Source organism: Plesiocystis pacifica SIR-1 (genome assembly GCF_000170895.1).
GTDB lineage: Bacteria > Myxococcota_A > Polyangia > Nannocystales > Nannocystaceae > Plesiocystis > Plesiocystis pacifica.
The window spans coordinates 63,524-81,559 of the sequence record NZ_ABCS01000014.1; the positions used below are offsets into that span (position 1 = coordinate 63,524).

Annotated in this window: 18 protein-coding genes; 6 read left to right on the top strand and 12 right to left on the bottom strand. The window is 70.1% G+C overall.

What is annotated here, in order from left to right; translation table 11 throughout:
• A complete protein-coding gene (locus PPSIR1_RS09440; protein WP_006970804.1) occupies positions 1 to 567 on the top strand; it encodes a hypothetical protein in 567 nt (188 codons plus the stop codon).
• 168 nt (positions 568 to 735) lie between these two features.
• Here PPSIR1_RS09440 and PPSIR1_RS09445 read toward each other — a convergent pair whose 3' ends face one another.
• The 4 genes from PPSIR1_RS09445 to PPSIR1_RS09460 all read right to left on the bottom strand — a co-directional run bounded on the left by PPSIR1_RS09445 (position 736) and on the right by PPSIR1_RS09460 (position 4,929).
• The gene (locus PPSIR1_RS09445) at positions 736 to 1,875 is read right to left on the bottom strand and encodes an NADP-dependent oxidoreductase (RefSeq protein ID WP_006970805.1); all 1,140 of its coding nucleotides are present in this window, start codon (positions 1,873 to 1,875) and stop codon (positions 736 to 738) included.
• A 48-nt stretch (positions 1,876 to 1,923) separates the two neighbouring features.
• Entirely contained in the window at positions 1,924 to 2,172 is a 249-nt protein-coding gene (locus PPSIR1_RS09450) for a hypothetical protein (RefSeq protein ID WP_006970806.1), read from the bottom strand.
• Positions 2,169 to 2,975 (bottom strand): GAF domain-containing protein, encoded by an 807-nt coding sequence (locus PPSIR1_RS42285; protein WP_006970807.1) that lies wholly within the window; start codon positions 2,973 to 2,975, stop codon positions 2,169 to 2,171. The genes PPSIR1_RS09450 and PPSIR1_RS42285 overlap by 4 nt, the downstream gene beginning before the upstream one ends.
• Positions 2,976 to 3,261: 286 nt before the next feature.
• On the bottom strand, positions 3,262 to 4,929 hold the full coding sequence (locus PPSIR1_RS09460) for a hypothetical protein (protein WP_006970808.1): 1,668 nt from the start codon (positions 4,927 to 4,929) through the stop codon (positions 3,262 to 3,264).
• A gap of 95 nt (positions 4,930 to 5,024) precedes the next feature.
• On the opposite strand from PPSIR1_RS09460, the gene PPSIR1_RS09465 reads away from it, so the two are divergent.
• Positions 5,025 to 5,663, top strand: coding sequence for a prolyl hydroxylase family protein (locus PPSIR1_RS09465; protein WP_006970809.1), 639 nt, complete (start codon positions 5,025 to 5,027; stop codon positions 5,661 to 5,663).
• A 62-nt stretch (positions 5,664 to 5,725) separates the two neighbouring features.
• Here PPSIR1_RS09465 and atpC read toward each other — a convergent pair whose 3' ends face one another.
• The 8 genes from atpC to PPSIR1_RS09505 form a co-directional block, all read right to left on the bottom strand.
• Positions 5,726 to 6,181 carry an ATP synthase F1 subunit epsilon gene (atpC, locus tag PPSIR1_RS42290; protein ID WP_006970810.1) on the bottom strand — a complete coding sequence of 152 codons (456 nt, stop codon included), beginning with the start codon at positions 6,179 to 6,181 and terminating at the stop codon, positions 5,726 to 5,728.
• A gap of 41 nt (positions 6,182 to 6,222) precedes the next feature.
• Positions 6,223 to 7,845, bottom strand: coding sequence for a F0F1 ATP synthase subunit beta (gene atpD, locus PPSIR1_RS09475; RefSeq protein ID WP_006970811.1), 1,623 nt, complete (start codon positions 7,843 to 7,845; stop codon positions 6,223 to 6,225).
• Between the two features lie 30 nt (positions 7,846 to 7,875).
• Entirely contained in the window at positions 7,876 to 8,844 is a 969-nt protein-coding gene (gene atpG, locus PPSIR1_RS09480; protein ID WP_006970812.1) for an ATP synthase F1 subunit gamma, read from the bottom strand.
• A gap of 35 nt (positions 8,845 to 8,879) precedes the next feature.
• A complete protein-coding gene (gene atpA, locus PPSIR1_RS09485) occupies positions 8,880 to 10,412 on the bottom strand; it encodes a F0F1 ATP synthase subunit alpha (protein ID WP_006970813.1) in 1,533 nt (510 codons plus the stop codon).
• 42 nt (positions 10,413 to 10,454) lie between these two features.
• Positions 10,455 to 11,018, bottom strand: a complete 564-nt coding sequence (atpH, locus tag PPSIR1_RS09490; RefSeq protein WP_006970814.1) for an ATP synthase F1 subunit delta — start codon at positions 11,016 to 11,018, stop codon at positions 10,455 to 10,457.
• Complete coding sequence (locus tag PPSIR1_RS42295) at positions 11,018 to 11,683, bottom strand: F0F1 ATP synthase subunit B family protein (protein WP_157595369.1); 666 nt, start codon at positions 11,681 to 11,683, stop codon at positions 11,018 to 11,020. Before PPSIR1_RS42295 ends, atpH begins: the two co-directional genes overlap by 1 nt.
• A gap of 5 nt (positions 11,684 to 11,688) precedes the next feature.
• Positions 11,689 to 12,171, bottom strand: coding sequence for an ATP synthase F0 subunit B (locus PPSIR1_RS09500; protein WP_053335337.1), 483 nt, complete (start codon positions 12,169 to 12,171; stop codon positions 11,689 to 11,691).
• 237 nt (positions 12,172 to 12,408) lie between these two features.
• Positions 12,409 to 12,759 carry a bactofilin family protein gene (locus PPSIR1_RS09505; RefSeq protein ID WP_006970817.1) on the bottom strand — a complete coding sequence of 117 codons (351 nt, stop codon included), beginning with the start codon at positions 12,757 to 12,759 and terminating at the stop codon, positions 12,409 to 12,411.
• A gap of 378 nt (positions 12,760 to 13,137) precedes the next feature.
• Here PPSIR1_RS09505 and PPSIR1_RS09510 point away from each other — a divergent pair, with 378 nt between their 5' ends.
• The 4 genes from PPSIR1_RS09510 to PPSIR1_RS09525 all read left to right on the top strand — a co-directional run bounded on the left by PPSIR1_RS09510 (position 13,138) and on the right by PPSIR1_RS09525 (position 17,732).
• The gene (locus PPSIR1_RS09510) at positions 13,138 to 14,094 is read left to right on the top strand and encodes an FHA domain-containing protein (RefSeq protein ID WP_157595370.1); all 957 of its coding nucleotides are present in this window, start codon (positions 13,138 to 13,140) and stop codon (positions 14,092 to 14,094) included.
• Positions 14,095 to 14,323: 229 nt separating this feature from the next.
• Entirely contained in the window at positions 14,324 to 15,043 is a 720-nt protein-coding gene (locus PPSIR1_RS09515; protein WP_006970819.1) for a succinate dehydrogenase cytochrome b subunit, read from the top strand.
• Entirely contained in the window at positions 15,043 to 16,974 is a 1,932-nt protein-coding gene (locus PPSIR1_RS09520) for a fumarate reductase/succinate dehydrogenase flavoprotein subunit (RefSeq protein WP_006970820.1), read from the top strand. Before PPSIR1_RS09515 ends, PPSIR1_RS09520 begins: the two co-directional genes overlap by 1 nt.
• On the top strand, positions 16,974 to 17,732 hold the full coding sequence (locus PPSIR1_RS09525) for a succinate dehydrogenase/fumarate reductase iron-sulfur subunit (RefSeq protein ID WP_006970821.1): 759 nt from the start codon (positions 16,974 to 16,976) through the stop codon (positions 17,730 to 17,732). Before PPSIR1_RS09520 ends, PPSIR1_RS09525 begins: the two co-directional genes overlap by 1 nt.
• Positions 17,733 to 18,036: the final 304 nt, after the last annotated feature.

Consider the following 18,036-nt stretch of genomic DNA (forward strand, 5'->3'; position numbering starts at 1 on the left):
ATGCTCACCGTCTCCGCCGAGATCACGCCCCTGCCCGTCGAGACCGAGCGTCTCGTCGGCGCCTGGTACATCCTGGCCAGCAACGCGAGCTTTTGGCGCGACCGCAACCACGCGCGCCTCGATCTGCTGCCCCACGCCAGCGGCCGCGACGGCCAGCCCCGGCTGCGCCACGAGCTGCGCTTTCGCAAGTCCGCGCTGTTTGGCCCGACCCGCCGCGTGCTCCTGGGCACCGCCGAGCTCGAGACCCCGGGCCGCTTCCACAGCCGCAGCGAGGGCGCCCTGCGCCTGCCTCGGTGGCGGTGGAGCGTCGCCGTCGTCGACGAGCGCGACGATCGCTGGCTCGTGACCTGGTCGAGCCCCAGCACCCTCAACCCCATCGGCGGCCTGACCATCCAAAGCCGCGACCCCGTGCTGACCAAGTCGGTGCTCGCCGACATCAAGGCCCGCGTCGCCGCCCACCCCGAGCTCGTCCTCACCGACAGCGACGGGATGCGCCGCTGCGATCGCCTGGTCGCCATCGAGCAGGACTGGGTCCCGCCCAAGCCCTACGACCTGCACATCCCTTGAGCTCGGCCTCGCTAGCTCGAGCGCCTCGAGGCCTTCGACGACCCGCCCAGCGGGGTCTTCTTCCCTTCAGCGCCCAGGTGAACTCGAAGGCGGCGTAGGCCGTCGATTGTCCAGACTGATCGCATTTCAAATCATGCGTGTTGAAGTGGCCGCTCTCCCCGTCTCCGCTCAGGGGCAGACCACGACCTTGCCCCGGGTGTGTCCGGCCTCGACGTGGGCGTGGGCCTCGGCGACCTGCCCGAGGGCGAAGCGTCGCTCCACGCAGCCGACCAGCGCCCCCGACTCGAGGTGCCCGGCGAGCTCGGCCATGCCCGCGCCGTCGGGGTGCACGAACACGTGGTGGACCCGGACCCGCGACATGCCCAGGGCCGCGCCGACGCGGGTGCGCGCCTGCCAGGCGTAGTCCCGGGCGATGGCCAGGGGCCGGGCCTCGCGGATCGAGCCCAGCGTCGCCCGGGGCTGGGCCCAGTCGGAGCTCGCCAGGTGGACGTAGTGGCCGCCCCGGCGCAGGACCTCGCTGTCCAGGGTCCGCTCGGCGTAGCGGTAGCCCAGGGGGTCGAAGACCAGGTCGACGCCGCGCACGTGCTCGACGAAGTCCTGGCTGCGGTAGTCGAGGACCGTCGCGGCGCCCAGGCTGCGCACGAAGTCCAGCTTGGCCGGACCGCTCGTCCCGATCACCTCCACGCCGTGGACCCGGGCGAGGAGCTGCACGGCCACGCTCCCGGTCCCGCCGGACGCCGCCTGGACCAGGGCGCGACAGCCCGCCAACGTGCCCCGCTCGCGCTCGAGGGCCTTTAGCGCGGGGGCCAGCCCCTGCAGCGCCGTCAGCCCGACGAGGGGGAGGGAGCCCGCGTCGGCGTCCGAGCAGTTCGCCGGGGTGCGGGCCACAAAGCGCGCCTCGACGGGCACGAACTCGGCGCAGCTGCCCCAGCGCGTGCCCAGCAGGGGCATCATCCCGAACACGCGATCGCCCGGGACAAAGGGGCAGCCCGGCGGCGCCGACACGACCTCGCCGGCCAGGTCCGTCCCGGGGATCTTCGGCAGCGGCACCGCGAGCTCGGCGACCTGATCTCGGCGCAGCTTGAAGTCCACGGGGTTGACCGCCGCCGCGCCCACGCGCACGAGCATGTGCCGGCTCGTGGGCTGGGGGCGCGGGTGCTCGGCCACGAACTCGAGGACCTCGAGGCCGCCGTGACGGGCGTAGCGAACGGCCGCCATGGTCGCCTGGGGATCGTCCGGCACGTGGGGCGTGAAGCGGCTGGGCACGACCCGCGCGAGCGCCCCGTAGAGGTGGTCTTTCCCGGCCACGGGCGCACTCTCGCACGTCGAGCGCGATCGCTCCGAGCGAAAGCAGAGCTACGTGGGGCGGATCCCGGCGTCTGCGGCCCGCGCCTTGCTGCGCGCCCGGGCGAGCCGACGCTCGTGGGCGTCGATCCGCGCCATCGCGGCGCACAGACGCTCGGCGAGGGCGGGGTCGTCCATGTCCGGCGTGATCTCCTCGGGGATGATGCGCGCGAGCAGGACCAGGCGCGACATGGCGAAGCCGCTGCCCTTGCCCACGTGCCGCGCACGAAAGTCCTCGATCAGCTCGTAGGGCGTGCTCACGCGCCCTCCTCGTCGGTCCCGGCGTGCAGGCTCTCGAGCGCCTCGTGCAGCCGCGCGCTCGCGTGGCGCAGCTGCCGGGCCTCCTCGACGAGCAGCTCGAACACCGGCGCGGCCTCCGTGAGCAGCTCGGCCGCCTGCAGGGCGAGCGCGGTGCTCAGCGTGCCCTCGCCCAGGGCCTGGCCGACGCGCGTGAGCGGCCCGACCTCGACCATCGCCCGCTCGAGCAAGCGGGCCCGAAAGCCCAGGTCCGCCGCGGCCTCCACCGCCTCGCCGAGGGTCCGCGGCGGGCCCCCATCGATCCCACGGCTCCCGCGCGCGCCCGCGTCCGCCAGCTCCTGGAGCCGCGCCGAGGCCCGAGCCGCCAGGGGCTCGAGGGCCGCCGCCACCTCGTCGCCAAACTCCCGGGGCTGCACGTCCAGCACACACAGCGTGCCGACGATCTGCCCGTCCACCCGAACGGGCACGCCCACGTAGGCCTGGACCGAGTGGGACTGGACCACCGTCTGGGGCACCCGGGCGTCCTCGCTCGCGTGGCGGACCACGAAGGGCGCCTCGGTCTGGACCACGAACTGGCAAAAAGAGTCGCAGCGGGAGGTCGCCAGGCTCACGCCCAGCTCGGGCGGCAGGCCATGGTCGGCGCGGAACAGCTGGATCGTGCCCATGATCAGCGAGACGAGGGCGAGGGGAGTCCCCGCCTGGTCCGCCGCCTCGCGGACGATCGCCTGCAGCGCTGGGTCCCGCTGAGCGCCCGTGACCCCGCCGCGCAGCGCCGCGAGCCGCTCCTTCGCATCCAGATTTGCCACGCCTCCAGCCAAGCACGAGTTCCTCGGCTTGGCACCCTCGCCGTTATCGAGGTAGCAATTCACACACTTCACGACTTCAACTGTGGCGATTTGGGCCAGCAAAACGCGCAGTCTCGCTCCACAACGAGTCCCGATTTGGGAAGCTCAATCGGCAACACTGACGGATCCACCCGCTCATTGTCTTCGCGTCTGGGGCTCGGCTACCACAAAGACATGCAATTGAAGCACCGAGTCGAAAGTAGACACTACTCGCGCTGCCAGCTCGCAAGGCGCCGCGAGACCGGCCTCAGGGCTCGCGCGCGACCTCGTCGAAGACCGGCGAGGCTGGCGGCGGCGCGTCTGGGCTCGGCTCCCAGATTCGCTCGATGGTCTCGAGCTCGAGGGCGTGGTCGATGTCCGAGGCGGGCAGCGTGGCCTGGGCCAGCGCCAGCGCCAGCGCGAGGCCACCCCCGACCAGCCACACCCCCAGACCCAGCTCCGCCTCGCTCTGATGCCAGCGCCACAGCGCGGCCCCTGTCAGGCCCAGCGCCGCGGCCCCGACCAGCGCCGGCGGCAGGCCCCAGGGGGCGCGGCCCGAGAGCGCCAGGGGCCACAGGAGGTCGCCCAGGGGGTTGCCGTGGGGGATGAGGTGCGGAAAGTAGTTGGCGGCCAGGAAGTTGGCGACGGCCGAGGCCCCGAACAGGCCGAGGAGCAGGCCGAGCCCGAGGGTCCGCGTAACCGGGGACAGGGCGGGCGCGGGCGCGCTCAGGGCTGCCAACAGCGCCCGCAGGCCCGGCGCGCACAGGGCCATGGCCAGGACATAGTAGCGCGGGCCCACGCGCCAGCCTCCGCCCTGCTCGAGGCCAACGAGGACCACCAGCAAGCTGGCCGCGACGGCGAGGAAGAGGCGCTGACGGCTGCGCTCGGCCGAGGGCTCGCCGCGGCTGCCGTGCACGCCGCCGAGCAAGCCCAGCACGCACAGCGGCGCCCAGGCCAGCAGGCCGCCCCAGGGCGAGATCAGGTGTTCGTAGAGGCTCGTCGCGGTGGGCAGCTGCAGCCCAAGCAGGCCGCGGTTGTGGATCGCCGCGAACTCGGCGTGGTCGGCTCGGTGGTAACCCGTGACCAGCGGGCCCCCGAACACGGCGTCGTGGTAGGCGGCCAGGGCCAGCACGGGCACGAGGGCCCCGGCCAGCGCCGCGCCGATCACCGCCGGGCGGCGCCGCTCTCGAACCAGGAGCCACGCGCCGATGGCCACGCCCGCGAACGCGGCGGTGTACTCGGCGAGGATGGCCGAGCCTGCCAGCAGCCCGCCCAGGGCCGCTCGGCCAGCGTCCCGAGCCGTGCTGCCCTCGCCCTCGCCCTCGGGTCGGGGCGGACCCACTAGCACGATCAACCCGCAGCCCAGGGCGCAGGCCGACAAGGCGTGGCCAAAGCACAGCTTCGCGTTGGCCCAGGCCGGCGTTGCGAGCAGCCACGCGAGCACGGCCAGGTCCACCCGGGCCGCCGCGCGCCTGCCCTGCCCCGGCTTCGCCAGCGCGCGCGCCCAGGCCCGCTCGTGCCGCCACAGGCTCAGGGCGAGGAGCAGCGTCGGCAGCAGGCCGCCGAGCACCCGCGTCAGCACGGTGAAGCTGCGCAGATCCACGGCCCCGCGCAGCTTCAACAGCCCGTAGGCCAGGGCCGCGACCAGGGTCGCCCCGGGCGGCTTGTTGGGCACGAGCGAGCCGTCCACCGCCCGGGCGACGTCCGGCCCCGGCGGCACGTGGGCCGTCAGCGGCCCGTCCACGCGCCAGCGCCCCTCTTCCACCAAGGCCACCGCCGAGAGCAGGCGCGGGCGCTCGTTGGCGTCGAGGAGAGCCTCGAAGTAGGGCATGCAGCCGCCGAGGATCACCAGCACGACGAGCGCGACCAGGACCCGCAGACCCCGCTCGCGCCAGGGCGAGCTCCCAGCCTCGCCGGGCTCCGTCGCGCTGCCCATCCCCGAACAGGGTATCGCACCGCGCTCAGCCCCGAGTGAGCCTGCGCAAGGGCGACCCGGGTGCGCGGCCGCGCCCGCCCCCTCACCCTGAATCCATGGACTCGGGGACCGCGATCGACCTGCGCACCCTCGCCGACGAGGACCTGTGCTTCACCGTCGACGGCCTGTTCACGGCCGACGAGTGCCGGGCGTGGATCGAGCGCGGCGAGGCCCTGGGCTTCGGCGAGGCCCCCATCAACACCGGCCGCGGCGAGGTCCGCAACGCGAACATCCGCAACAACGATCGGACCCTCGTCGACGACCCCGAGGCCGCCGCCGCGCTGTTCGAGCGCCTGCGCCCCGTGCTCCCGCCGACGACCTGGATGTACAGCCAGGACCTGCCGCTCACCGGCCTCAACGAGCGCCTCCGCTTTTACCGCTACGACCCGGGCCAGCGCTTCGCCCTCCACCGCGACGGGCACTTCACCCGCCCCGATCGCAGCGAGCGCTCGCGCCTGAGCCTGCTGGTCTACCTCAACGAAGACTTCGAGGGCGGCGAGACCCTGTTCTTCTCGAGCCCCGGCTACGGCAGCCACGCCAGCGGCGGCTGGCAGGAGACCGACCGCGCCGTGCCCAAGACCGGCCGCGTGCTCGTCTTCCCCCACCCCATGTTCCACGAGGGCGCGGCCGTGACCGCGGGGCGCAAGTACGTGCTGCGCACCGACGTCATGTACGCCATGCCGCCGCCCAAATGACAAGAGCCGCGCTGTCACCAGCGCGGCTTTGTCGGGGCTCGAGGCCCGTGCTCCGGTCAGGCTCAGGCCTGCGCGGCGCGGAGCTGGGCGTCCAACCAGGCCCGGCGGGCCTTGAGCTTCATCGAGCGGGCGTCGTCGATGGGCGCGGTCCGGAACTCCTGCAGCGCCTCCTCGACCTCGTCGCGCTCAGAGCTGATCGCGTCGGTGTCGACCTCCCAGGAGCGGACGGCCCGCTCGGTCAGGATGGTCACCGTGCCGTCCTTGGAGACCTCGAGGAAGCCTCGGCCGACGGCCATGCGCCGGTCCTGGCCGCCGAAGCGGAAGCGGACGACGCCGGGGACGACGGGGGTCAGGAAGGGCAGGTGGCGGGGACGCACGCCCATCTCGCCGAGGGCCGCCGGAAGCTCGACGCCCTCGACCTCGATGGCGGTGTTCTCGCTGCTCGCCTCGTCCTCCGTCGAGCGCAGGTTGACGCGCCCGTCGGGGGTGAGGATGTCGAGGTTGAGGTACTCGGCCATGGCAGTCTCGCTTTGTGGCGGTGAGGTCCGTCAGGTCCGGCTCAGCCGGCCTTCTTGGCCTCTTCCTCGATCAGCCGCTTGTGGTGCGCGGTGACCTCGTCGATGCCGCCCTTCATGTAGAAGCACTGCTCGGGCACGTCGTCGTGCTTGCCGTCGATGATCGCCTCGAAGGAGGCGATGGTCTGCTCGAGGGGCAGCTGACGGCCGTCGGCGCCGGTGAACACCTTGGCGACGTCGAAGGGCTGGCTGAGGAAGCGCTGGATCTTGCGCGCGCGGGAGACCAGGGTCTTGTCCTCCTCGCTGAGCTCGTCCATGCCGAGGATCTTGATGATGTCCTGGAGCTCCTTGTACTTCTGAAGGATCTGCTGGACGGCACGGGCGACGCCGTAGTGGCGCTCGCCGACGACCTCGGGGGTCAAGATGGTGCTCGACGAGTCGAGGGGGTCGACGGCCGGGTAGATGCCGATCTCGGTCAGCGCGCGGTTGAGCACCGTGGTCGCGTCGAGGTGGGCGAAGGTCGTCGCCGGGGCCGGGTCGGTGAGGTCATCGGCGGGGACGTAGATGGCCTGCACCGAGGTGATCGAGCCCTTGGTGGTCGTGGTGATGCGCTCTTGGAGGGCGCCCATCTCCGTCGACAGGGTCGGCTGGTAGCCGACCGCCGAGGGGATGCGACCGAGGAGGGCGGAGACCTCCGAGCCGGCCTGGGTGAAGCGGAAGATGTTGTCGACGAACAACATCACGTCCTGGCCCATGTCGTCGCGGAAGTACTCGGCCTGGGTCAGCGCCGAGAGGGCCACGCGGGCGCGGGCGCCGGGCGGCTCGTTCATCTGGCCGTAGACCAGGGCGACCTTCGAGGAGTCCGACTTGATCTCGTGGACCTCGCGGGTGTCCTCGTTCCAGTCGGCGTCGATGACGTCCGACTCGATCATCTCGAAGTAGAGGTCGTTGCCCTCGCGGGTGCGCTCGCCGACGCCGGCGAACACCGAGTAGCCGCCGTGGGTCTTGCCGACGTTGTTGATGAGCTCCATCAGCAACACGGTCTTGCCCACGCCGGCGCCGCCAAACAGGCCGATCTTGCCGCCGCGCCGGTAGGGGGCGAGCAGGTCGATGACCTTGATGCCGGTGACGAAGGGCTCGACCTTGACGCTCTGGTCGGTGAACTCGGGCGCCTTGCGGTGGATCGGGCGGAACTCTTCGGTCTTGATCTCGCCCTGCTCGTCGACAGGCTCGCCGACGACGTTCATGATCCGGCCGAGCACGGCCTTGCCCACGGGCATCATGATCGGGCTGCCCGTGTCCCGGACCTCCTGGCCGCGGACGAGGCCCTCGGTGGTGTCCATGGAGATGGCGCGGACGGTCCGCTCGCCGAGGTGCATGGCGACCTCGGCGACGAGGTTGTTGGCCTCGTCGCTGATGCTGGGGTTGGTCAGCGTCAGGGCGTTGTTGACCTCGGGCAGCTCGCCGTCGAACTCGACGTCGATGACCGGGCCGATGACCTGCGTGACGCGGCCGACCTTGACAGGGCCGTCGGCCTTGGGAGCCGCGCCGCCACCGGCCTTGGGCGCGCCCACGGCGGGGGCGGAGGGCTTGGCCGCGCCGCCGGGGGGCTTGAGCGGGCTGGCGATCGGCGGCGAAAACAGGGAGTTCTTGCTGTCGTCAGACATGGCGATGTCTCTTTTGGGCTCGAAGTGGGCTCAGCCCTTGAGGGCCTCGGCGCCGCCAATGATCTCCATCAACTCCTTGGTGATGGCAGCCTGGCGTTCGCGGTTGTACTGGAGGGTGAGCTCGCCGATGAGCTCGGTGGCGTTGTCGGTCGCGTTGTCCATGGCCGCCCGGCGGGCGGCCACCTCGGCGGCGACGGAGTTGTAGAGGGCCTGCTGGACCGCGGTCTCGACCGCCGTCGGGAGCAGGTGCGCGAGGAGCTCCTCGGTCTCCGGCTCGAAGGCGCGGACGGCCTCTCGCACGGCCTCGCGGGGCTCGTCGGGCACACCGTCGCCGTCGGCGTCGATGGGCTCGGGCATGGGCACGGGCAGCATCTGCTCGTCCCGGACCTCCTGCGTGATCACGTTCTTGAAGTAGTTGTAGACCACGCGGATCTCACCGACCTTGGGCCCGGTGAGGGTGTCGCCCTCGCCGTCGCCGGTGGTGTCCTCGAGCTCCCAGCGCCCCTCGAACAGGGCGATGAGCTCGTTGGCCACACCCTTGGCCACGTCCACGACCTCTTCGGGCTTGTTCGGGGCGGTGTGGTGCGACAGCGGCGTGACCTGGGTGGTCGCGCGCAGGTAGTCCCGGCCCTTGCGGCCCACGGTGATCACGTGGACCTCGCGGCCGGCCTCGCGCAGGGCCTTGATCTCGCGCTCGCTCTGGCGGTTGACGGCGCTGTTGAAGCCGCCGCACAGGCCGCGGTCGGCGGTGATGACCACGTAGGCCACGGCGTCGCTCTGGCCCTCGGCCAGCAGCGGGTGCAGCGAGGCGGCGTCCTCGAGCTCGCTCAGGATCTCGCCGACGATGCCGGCCATGCGCGTCCCGTAGTCGCGGGCCGCCTCCATGGCGAGCTGCGCGCGACGCAGGCGCGCCGCGGCGATTCGGCTCATCGCCGAGGTGATCTTCCGCGTGTTCTTGACCGACTTGATGCGGATGCGGATTTCCTTGAGGTTGGCCATGGGCGCTCCTCGCTCGAAGGGCTACGGGGGCTGGCTCAGCCAGCCTTGACCGTGGGAGCCTTCCAGGTCTCCTTGAACTTCTTGATGGCGGCGGTGATTTCCTCGTCGGCCTTGACCAGGTCGGGCTTCTTCTTGGCCTTGCGGATGTCGTCGAGCAGCGAGGCGCGCTCGGCCTTCATCCAGCTGTGCAGGTCGTCCTCGAAGGCGCGGACGTGCTTGACCGCGATGTCGTCGAGGTGGCCCTTGGTCCCGGCGAACACCGAGACGACCTGGAGGGCGACGTCGAGGGGCTTGTACTGGGGCTGCTTGAGCAGCTCGACCAGGCGCTGACCGCGGTCGAGCTGGGCCCGCGTGGTCGCGTCGAGGTCCGAGGCGAACTGGGCGAAGGCCTCGAGCTCGCGGTACTGGGCCAAGGTGATGCGCAGCGGGCCGGCGTGGCGGCGCATCATCTTGATCTGCGCCGAGCCGCCCACGCGGGACACCGACAGGCCGACGTTGATGGCCGGGCGGATGCCGCGGTTGAACAGGTCGGACTCCAGGAAGATCTGGCCGTCGGTGATCGAGATGACGTTGGTCGGGATGTAGGCCGAGACGTCGCCGCCCTGGGTCTCGATGATCGGCAGGGCCGTCAGCGAGCCGCCGCCCTCCTTGTCCGAGAGCTTGCAGGCGCGCTCGAGCAGGCGGCTGTGCAGGTAGAACACGTCGCCGGGGTAGGCCTCACGACCGGGCGGGCGGCGCAGCAGCAGCGAGAGCTGGCGGTAGGCGACGGCCTGCTTGGACAGGTCGTCGTAGATGAGCAGGGCGTGGCCGCCCTTGTCGCGGAAGTACTCGCCGATGGTCACGCCGGTGTAGGGCGCGAGGAACTGCAGCGGCGCCGACTCGGACGCGCCGGCGCAGACGACGATGGTGTAGTCCATCGCGCCCTCGCGGCGCAGACGCTCGACCACGGACGCGACGGTCGACTGCTTTTGACCGATCGCGACGTAGACGCAGACCATGTTCTGGCCCTTTTGGTTGATGATCGCGTCGACGGCGATGGCGGTCTTGCCGGTCTGGCGGTCGCCGATGATGAGCTCGCGCTGGCCGCGACCGATCGGCACCATCGAGTCGATGGACTTGAGCCCGGTGAGCATCGGCTCGTGGACCGACTTGCGGGCGATGATGCCGGGGGCCTTGACCTCGACAGGGCGGCGCTCGCTGCTCTCGATGCTGCCCTGGCCGTCGATGGCCTCGCCGAGGGCGTTGATGACTCGCCCGAGCATCGCGTCGCCCACGGGGACGCTCATGATCGTCGCGCTGCGCTTGACGATGTCGCCCTCTTTGATGAGGTGGTCGTTGCCCAGCAGGGCCACGCCCACGTTGCCCTCCTCGAGGTTGAGGACCATGCCCCGCACGCCGTGCGGGAAGTCCAGCATCTCGCCGGCCATGGCCTTGGAGAGGCCGTACACGCGGGCGATGCCGTCGCCCACGGTAAGCACGGTGCCGGTCTCCTCGACCGAGGTCGAGGTGTCGTGACCCTGGATCTGCTCGCGGATGATGCGGCTGATTTCGTCGGCTCGGATTTCCATCGTCGAAGACCTGTCGCTTTGTTCTGAAGGGGGAAAGTCGGGTTAGCTGCGCAGGCTGCTGCGGAGCTTGTCGAGGGAGGTCCGCACGCTGCGGTCCAGGGTGTAGCTGCCCACGTGGGCCACGAGGCCGCCGATGAGCTCGGGGTCGACCTTGGTCTCGAGCAAGACCGTCTTGCCCGTGGCCTGCTCGAGCGCGCCCTTGATGCGCGTGGTCGAGGAGGGGTCGAGGGCGGAGGCGGTCTTGACCGTCGCGCGGATTCGGCCAGCGGCCTCGTCCGCGAGGTCGCGGTAGTGGAGGAAAATCTGCTCGGTGCCGCTGATGCGCCCGCGCTCGAGCACGAGGTCGAAGAACTTGACCATGTTGGGGTCCGCGCCGACCTTGCGCAGGACGGCGTGGAGGATGGCGCGGCGGTTGGCGAGGGTGTGGTGGCCCGCGTCGAGGACGTTGATCAGGTCGCTCTCACCCGAGGGGTCGGCGTCGTCGTGGGTCTTGCACGCCGTGGTGAAGTCCCCGAGGGTCGCGAGGTACCTGTCGCGGGTCGCGGCGTTGGGCGCCAGGGACATCAGGGCCCGGGCGTAGCGCTTGGCGAGGCTTCCGTTGATCATCAGTTGGCTCCCAGCTGGGTGTCGGTGACCTCGGCGACCCAGGCGTCGACGAGGCGACGCTGGTCGGCGCCGCCGAAGCTCGAGCGGATGGCCGCCTCGGCCTTGGCCACGGCCTGCTCGACGATGGCGTTCTCGAGCTCGGCGCGGCGGCGGGCGGCCTCGCGCTCAGCCGCGCGCACGCCCGCGTCGCGGATCTTCTCGGCCTGCTCTTTGGCCTCGGCCAGGATGCGGTCGTACTCGGCGGCGGCGGTCTTCTTGGCCGCCGCGCGGATGTCCTCGACCTCGGTCTCGAGCGAGCCGAGCTTGGCCTCGTACTCCTTGACCAGGGCGTCCGCCTCGGCCCGGGCCGCGGTCGCGCGGTTGAGCTCGGTGCGGATCGCGTCGGTCTTCTCCTTGTGCATCTTGCGCAGGCCGCGGAACAAGATCGCGTTGAGGATGAAGAACAGGCCGACGAAGTTGGCGATGATGATGATGAAGCCGGTGCGACCGTCCTCGGCTCCGCCGATCGGGTTGCTGATCCACTTGATGCCCTCGGAGACGTGATGCTCCGCGCCGTGGCCGGCGTCGTGGGCCGCTTCTTCGCCGTGGGGAGGGCTGGCGAGGGCGACCAGGGGAGCCGCCCACACGACCAGCGCGGCGCTGAGGGGGATGAGGATGCGGTTCATGGCGTTCACGCGGTCCTCCCGAGGACCTGCTGGGTGATGTCGTTGGCCAGGGCGTCGACGCGGCCGCTGAGCTCGGCGCGGGCGGCGTCGACCTCGGCGGCGATCCTGACCTTGGCCTCGTCGAGGCTGGCGGCCGACTGCTTGCGCGCCTCGCCGACGATCTTGGCCTCCTCGGCGTCGGCCTCCCGGCGCTTCTCGGCGCGCAGGTCGAGGGCGGCGTCGCGGGCCGCGGCCAGGCGGTCGTCGTAGTCGGCCTGGCGCTCGGCCGCGGCTTCGCGCAGCTCACCGGCCTCGCGCTGGGCTCCCCCGATCCGCTGGGCGCGGCGCTCCCGAGCCGCGAGCCACGGCTGGAACAGCAGAGGATTCAGCACGGCCATCAGCAGCAGGAAGATTCCGGCCTGGAGGAAGAACGTACCGTCGAAGTCGACGACCGGGATGTTCTCTGAGGCGACGAGCAAGAAGCTGGGCATGGCGTCCCTGGGCCCCACGCAGACGCTTCGTCGGCGGAAGGCGGCGAGCAGGTAGCATTTGGCGAGACCTCCGTCAACGGGGCCACAAGGCAGGCCAGGGCCAAGATTTCGGGCGTTTCAGCCCATCGGGCCGTCACCGTGAGCTGGCCGTCGGCTGCCGCAAAAAAATCGCACGGCGATCGCCCCCTCCGCGCACGGCCGCTCGCGCCCAGTCGGGGCGGCGCAGGGCGCATCGTGACCGCTGCCTGACGGGGCTCAGGCCTCGCTGGGGGCCGCCTCGGCCTCGCTCGACATCGAGCACGAGCCCTCGAAGAAGGCCCCTCGCTCGACAGTGAGGCTCGGCGTGGACACGTTCCCGCGCAGACGCGCAGGCGCCATGATCGCCAGCGACTCGCTCGCGCTGACGTCGCCCCGGATCTCCCCGCGCACCACCACGGTGCCCGCCTGGACCCTCGCCTCGACCTTGGCCTGCTCACCCACGATGAGCGTGCCTTCGGTGTGGATCTCCCCGCGGAAGGCCCCGTCGATGCGCACCGTGCCCTCGAACGTGAGCTTCCCTTCGAAACTGGAGCTCTCCCCAAGGATCGTCGTGACTTCGTCGCTCATCGAGGCCGGAAGGTACGGGATCCCCTGGCCTCCCGATACCCTGAAAATGCTTGCGTGAGCTCGCGCAGCTGGCCTGGTCGCCGAGCCGGTCTTCCCGAGCTTGGCGCAGCTCGGCCACGGGGCGCCCCGGAGAGCTCTAGCGCCTCCCACGCATGGCTCTGCGCGCGCGCGTGGCCAGGCAGACCGCGCGTTGGGGTCGTCCGACCATCACGCGACATAGCCCACAGTTCCAACAGTCCTCATTCCTGGTCCTTGGATCGATTCAAATTGCGACGTGGAAAAGTGCTCCACTCTCCAATACGCTTGCTTCGCGTGTCGATGATCGACGACAGCGGGCCCCGTCCGCGAGCCAGCGACGAAGGGCGTGAAGAGGGCAAAATGGCTCTCGCCACCAGCTTCGCGCGAGCGCGCCCCATCCTGACTGCGCTCGTCGCGGGCGTGCCGGAGGGGGACGCGGTCATCGTGGCGACGGACCGCAACGGCTTTCCTGTGGCGCAACGCCTCATCGAGCGCCCCAAAGATTTGCCCCATGCGGTCGTCATCGGCCGCCACAACCGCTGCGCCCTCGCCATTCCCGGCGACAGCCGCGTGAGCCTCCGCCACTTGCTGCTGACGACCTGGCCCGGCCAAGGACCCATGCGCCTGCGCGGATACGACCTCGGCGGTCGCGCTGGGGTGGTGCTCGCCGACGGCAAGCGCGTGCCCGGCTTCTCGGCGCACGGCCAGGTCGCCCTCGGCTTTGGCCGCACCTCGCTGTTCGTGCTCCCCGGTGGCGCCATCGGCCGCGACATCCTCGCGGGCGACGAGTCCGAGTCCTTCCGCAAGCTCACGGGCCTCGACGCCTCGGGCAGCGGCCACCGCCTGGCCATCTCCGCCATGGCCGAGCCCGGGGTCGCCGAGCTCGGCGGCTACAGACCCGTCAACGTCGACGTCCGCCCCGAGCCCCGCGGCGTGCTGCGGCTGCGCTCGACCAAGATCACCCGCAACCGCGCGACCAACCGCGGGCGCAACCGCGGCCGCGAAGACTCGACCCAGGTCCGCGAGCTCGAGATCGACAGCGAGCAGCTCCAGCGCGGGCTGCTCATCGGGCGCTACAGCGACCGCTGCTCCCTCGCCGGCCAGGGCCGCAACCTGTCTCGGGTCCACGCGCTGGTCACCGAGGAGGGCCCGAACTCCCTGCTCGTCTACGACCTCGCCAGCACCAACGGCGTGCGGCCCTCGGGGCAGAGCGAAGGTCCGAGCCACCCCGTCGTCCGGATGACGCCCGACGATCCCTGCTTGCTCGGCCACTTCGAGCTCAGCTGGGTCCCCGCCGAGCGCCCGACGATTCATTGAGCTGACCGGGCGCGACGCCGCCTCGCCTGGCACGAGCTCCGCGCTCGCGCCCGCGAAGATTATTCGCGCCCCGCCCATTCGCGCGACATTCGCGGGAGATTGACGGCGATCTCCCTCGAAACGCGACCACCTCGACGATCGTGGTCTTCTCGGGCAACCCGCGCCCGGCCGGCCCTCACGGCCGTCGCCGAAATGTGCTAGGTCGCCCAAGCGAGGAGATTTCCACACCATGAGCAGCGGCAACGCCCCCCCTCTCGACCGTCTCGTCAAGGCGCTGACCTCGACCATCTCGCTCAAAATCGTGATGGCCGTGACAGGCATCGCCGGCGCGGGCTTCGTCATCTTTCACATGCTCGGGAACCTGCAGATGTTCCTGGGCCGCGAGGCCTACAACACCTACGCGGAGTTCATGCAGAACCTCGGCGAGCTCAAATGGGTCGCCCGCCTGGGTCTGCTGGGCATCTTGTTCGGCCACGTGAGCACCGCCGTGCTCTTGGTCCAGCGCAACACGGCCGCCCGACCCGAGGGCTACTACACCCAAAAGCGCAAGCGCACCTCCGTCGCGGCCGTCTACATGGCCCAGCTCGGCATCGTGCTGCTGCTGTTCATCATCTATCACATCCTCCACTTCACCGGCGGGATGATCCACACCGACCTGGGCTACGAGCTGGTCGAGATGGGCCCCAACGGGGCGCGGCGTGACCTCTACACCCACGTCATCAACAGCTTCAGCAACCCCCTCATCGCGCTGACCTACGTCGCGGCGAACCTGGCCCTGGCCCTCCACCTCGCCCACGGCGCGACCTCGATGTTCAAGACCATCGGCTTCGGCGTGGGGCGCTGGAAGGTGCCGGTCGAGGCCATCGGCCCGGCCTTCGGCGTCATCGTCGGCCTCGGCAACATCTCCATGCCCATCGCCGTGCTGACCGGCGTGATCGGAGCGAACTGATGAAACTCGACGCCAAGATCCCCTCGGGACCGATCGAGAAGAAGTGGGACAAGGCCCGCTTCGAGCTCAAGCTGGTCAACCCCGCCAACAAGCGTCGGCACAAGCTGATCATCGTGGGCACCGGCCTGGGCGGCGCCTCGGCGGCCGCGACCTTGTCGGAGCTCGGCTACGACGTGGAGTGCTTTTGCTTCCAGGACAGCCCCCGCCGGGCCCACTCGATCGCCGCGCAAGGTGGCATCAACGCCGCCAAGAACTACCAAAATGACGGCGACAGCGTCTGGCGCCTGTTCTACGACACCGTCAAGGGCGGCGACTACCGCTCGCGCGAGGCCAACGTCTACCGCCTCTCGCAGGTGTCGGTGAACATCATCGACCAGTGCGTGGCCCAGGGCGTGCCCTTCGCCCGGGAGTACGGCGGCGTCCTGGCCAACCGCTCCTTCGGCGGCGCCCAGGTCTCGCGCACCTTCTACGCCCGCGGCCAGACCGGCCAGCAGCTGCTGCTCGGGGCCTACTCGGCCCTCAACCGGCAGATCGCCCGGGGCAAGGTCAAGATGCACACGCGCATGGAGATGCTCGACCTGGTCCTGGTCGACGGCCACGCCCGCGGCATCATCACGCGCAACCTGGTCACCGGCGAGATCGAGCGCTGGGCCGCGGACGCGGTCGTGCTCGCCACCGGCGGCTACGGCAACGTCTTTTACCTGTCGACCAACGCCATGGGCAGCAACGTCACCGCTGCCTACCGCGCCTACAAGCGCGGGGCCGGCTTCGCCAACCCCTGCTTCACGCAGATCCACCCGACCTGCATCCCGGTCAGCGGCAACTACCAGTCCAAGCTGACCTTGATGTCCGAGTCGCTGCGCAACGACGGGCGCGTGTGGGTCCCCCGCAACAAGGAGGACCTCAAGAAGAAGCCCAAGGACATCGACCCGGCCGATCGCTACTACTACCTCGAGGAGCGCTACCCGAGCTTCGGCAACCTCGTGCCCCGCGACGTGGCCTCGCGCGCGGCCAAGAAGGTCTGCGACGAGGGCTACGGCGTCGGCGCGACGGGCCAGTCGGTCTACCTCGACTTCGGCACGGCCATCGAGCGCGACGGCAAGCGGGCCGTCGAGGACCGCTACGGCAACCTGTTCGAGATGTACGAGCGGATCACCGGCGAGAACCCCTACGGGACGCCGATGCGCATCTACCCCGCCGTCCACTACACCATGGGCGGGCTGTGGGTCGACTACAACCTGATGAGCAACGTGCCCGGGCTGCACGTCCTGGGTGAGGCCAACTTCTCCGACCACGGCGCCAACCGCCTGGGCGCCTCGGCGCTCATGCAGGGCCTCGCCGACGGCTACTTCGTCATCCCCTACACCCTCGGCAACTACATCGCCACGGAGTGGAAGGGTGAGGTCAGCGCCGACCACCCGGCCTTCGTCAAGGCCGAGGGCGAGGTCCGCGAGCGGACCCGCAAGCTGCTCGACATCGGCAAGAACTCGGGCGCCGAGAAGAAGAGCGTCGACGACTTCCACCGCCGCCTGGGCAAGATCATGTGGGAGCACTGCGGCATGGCCCGCAACGCCAAGGGCCTCGAGACCGCCCTCCAGGAGATCCCCGCCCTGCGCGAGGAGTTCTGGAGCACGGCCTACGTGCCCGGGGGCTCCGACGAGTTCAACCCCTGGCTCGAGAAGGCCGGCCGCGTCGCCGACTTCCTCGAGTTCGGCGAGATCATGTGCCGCGACGCCCTGTACCGCGACGAGTCCTGCGGCGGTCACTTCCGCGAGGAGCACCAGAGCGAGGAGGGCGAGGCCGTGCGCAACGACGAGGACTTCTCCCACGGCGCGATCTGGGAGTACCAGGGCGACAACGTCGAGCCCAAGCTCCACAAAGAGGAGCTGACCTTCGAGAACGTCAAGCTGACGACGCGGAGCTACAAGTAATGAGCGACGAGAACATGGACATCAAGCTCAAGGTCTGGCGCCAGAAGGGGCCGACCCAGGCGGGCTACTTCGAGGATCACAAGGTCAGCGCCAACCCGCACATGTCCTTCCTCGAGATGCTGGACGTGCTCAACGAGCAGCTGCTCAACGACGGCAAGGAGCCCGTGGCCTTCGACCACGACTGCCGCGAGGGCATCTGCGGCGCGTGCTCGATGGTCATCGACGGGGCCCCCCACGGGCCGCGCAAGGGCACCACGACCTGCCAGCTGCACATGCGCGAGTACAACGACGGCGACGAGATCGTCATCGAGCCGTGGCGCGCCAAGGCCTTCCCGGTGATCAAGGACCTCGTCGTCGATCGCCGCGCCTTCGACCGCATCCAGCAAGCTGGCGGCTACGTGTCGGTGTCGACGGGCTCGTCCCCGGACGCCAACGCCATCCCCATCGGCAAGCGCGACGCCGACGAGGCCTTCGACTACGCGGCCTGCATCGGCTGCGGCGCCTGCGTCGCGGCCTGCCCCAACGCCTCGGCCATGCTCTTCGTCAGCGCCAAGGTGGCGCACCTGAGCCTGCTGCCCCAGGGCCAGGTCGAGCGAGTCGAGCGCGTGCGCAAGATGGTCGACGCCATGGACTTCGAGGGCTTCGGCGGGTGCACCAACCACGGCGAGTGCGAGGCCTCGTGCCCGAAGACGATCAGCGTCGACGCCATCGGCCTGCTCAACCGCGAGTACATGCGCGCCGGACTGTCTCGCGACTGAGCCAAATAAAAGTCCGCACTTCGAAGCCCCAACTCCACACGGAGTTGGGGCTTTTTCATGCTCGTGTTTTCATTAGGAAGGATCGAATTAGGATCGACTGTCACCCTTTTGGCACACACTCCGGCCCGCTGGAACGTGAGCTGAGTGACCATCGAGACACCGCCCCCTTTTGGGCCACATGACAATTTTGGTTGGCCGTTCGCAGACTTGGCAGCTTCGCGGCCGACGTTGGCCACCGTTTGAGGAGGAGCGCCCCGCAAGTCCTGGGGCAGGTCGACCCAATCATACCCAGAATGCCACGATT

What these genes read in the sequence shown, in the direction of transcription:
- PPSIR1_RS09440 (WP_006970804.1), top strand. Translation starts at nt 1, where the DNA reads ATGCTCACCGTCTCCGCCGAGATCACGCCCCTGCCCGTCGAGACCGAG.
- PPSIR1_RS09460 (WP_006970808.1), bottom strand. Translation starts at nt 4,929, where the DNA reads ATGGGCAGCGCGACGGAGCCCGGCGAGGCTGGGAGCTCGCCCTGGCGC.
- PPSIR1_RS09465 (WP_006970809.1), top strand. Translation starts at nt 5,025, where the DNA reads ATGGACTCGGGGACCGCGATCGACCTGCGCACCCTCGCCGACGAGGAC.
- atpC (WP_006970810.1), bottom strand. Translation starts at nt 6,181, where the DNA reads ATGGCCGAGTACCTCAACCTCGACATCCTCACCCCCGACGGGCGCGTC.
- atpD (WP_006970811.1), bottom strand. Translation starts at nt 7,845, where the DNA reads ATGTCTGACGACAGCAAGAACTCCCTGTTTTCGCCGCCGATCGCCAGC.
- atpG (WP_006970812.1), bottom strand. Translation starts at nt 8,844, where the DNA reads ATGGCCAACCTCAAGGAAATCCGCATCCGCATCAAGTCGGTCAAGAAC.
- atpA (WP_006970813.1), bottom strand. Translation starts at nt 10,412, where the DNA reads ATGGAAATCCGAGCCGACGAAATCAGCCGCATCATCCGCGAGCAGATC.
- atpH (WP_006970814.1), bottom strand. Translation starts at nt 11,018, where the DNA reads ATGATCAACGGAAGCCTCGCCAAGCGCTACGCCCGGGCCCTGATGTCC.
- PPSIR1_RS42295 (WP_157595369.1), bottom strand. Translation starts at nt 11,683, where the DNA reads ATGAACCGCATCCTCATCCCCCTCAGCGCCGCGCTGGTCGTGTGGGCG.
- PPSIR1_RS09505 (WP_006970817.1), bottom strand. Translation starts at nt 12,759, where the DNA reads ATGAGCGACGAAGTCACGACGATCCTTGGGGAGAGCTCCAGTTTCGAA.
- PPSIR1_RS09510 (WP_157595370.1), top strand. Translation starts at nt 13,138, where the DNA reads ATGGCTCTCGCCACCAGCTTCGCGCGAGCGCGCCCCATCCTGACTGCG.
- PPSIR1_RS09515 (WP_006970819.1), top strand. Translation starts at nt 14,324, where the DNA reads ATGAGCAGCGGCAACGCCCCCCCTCTCGACCGTCTCGTCAAGGCGCTG.
- PPSIR1_RS09520 (WP_006970820.1), top strand. Translation starts at nt 15,043, where the DNA reads ATGAAACTCGACGCCAAGATCCCCTCGGGACCGATCGAGAAGAAGTGG.
- PPSIR1_RS09525 (WP_006970821.1), top strand. Translation starts at nt 16,974, where the DNA reads ATGAGCGACGAGAACATGGACATCAAGCTCAAGGTCTGGCGCCAGAAG.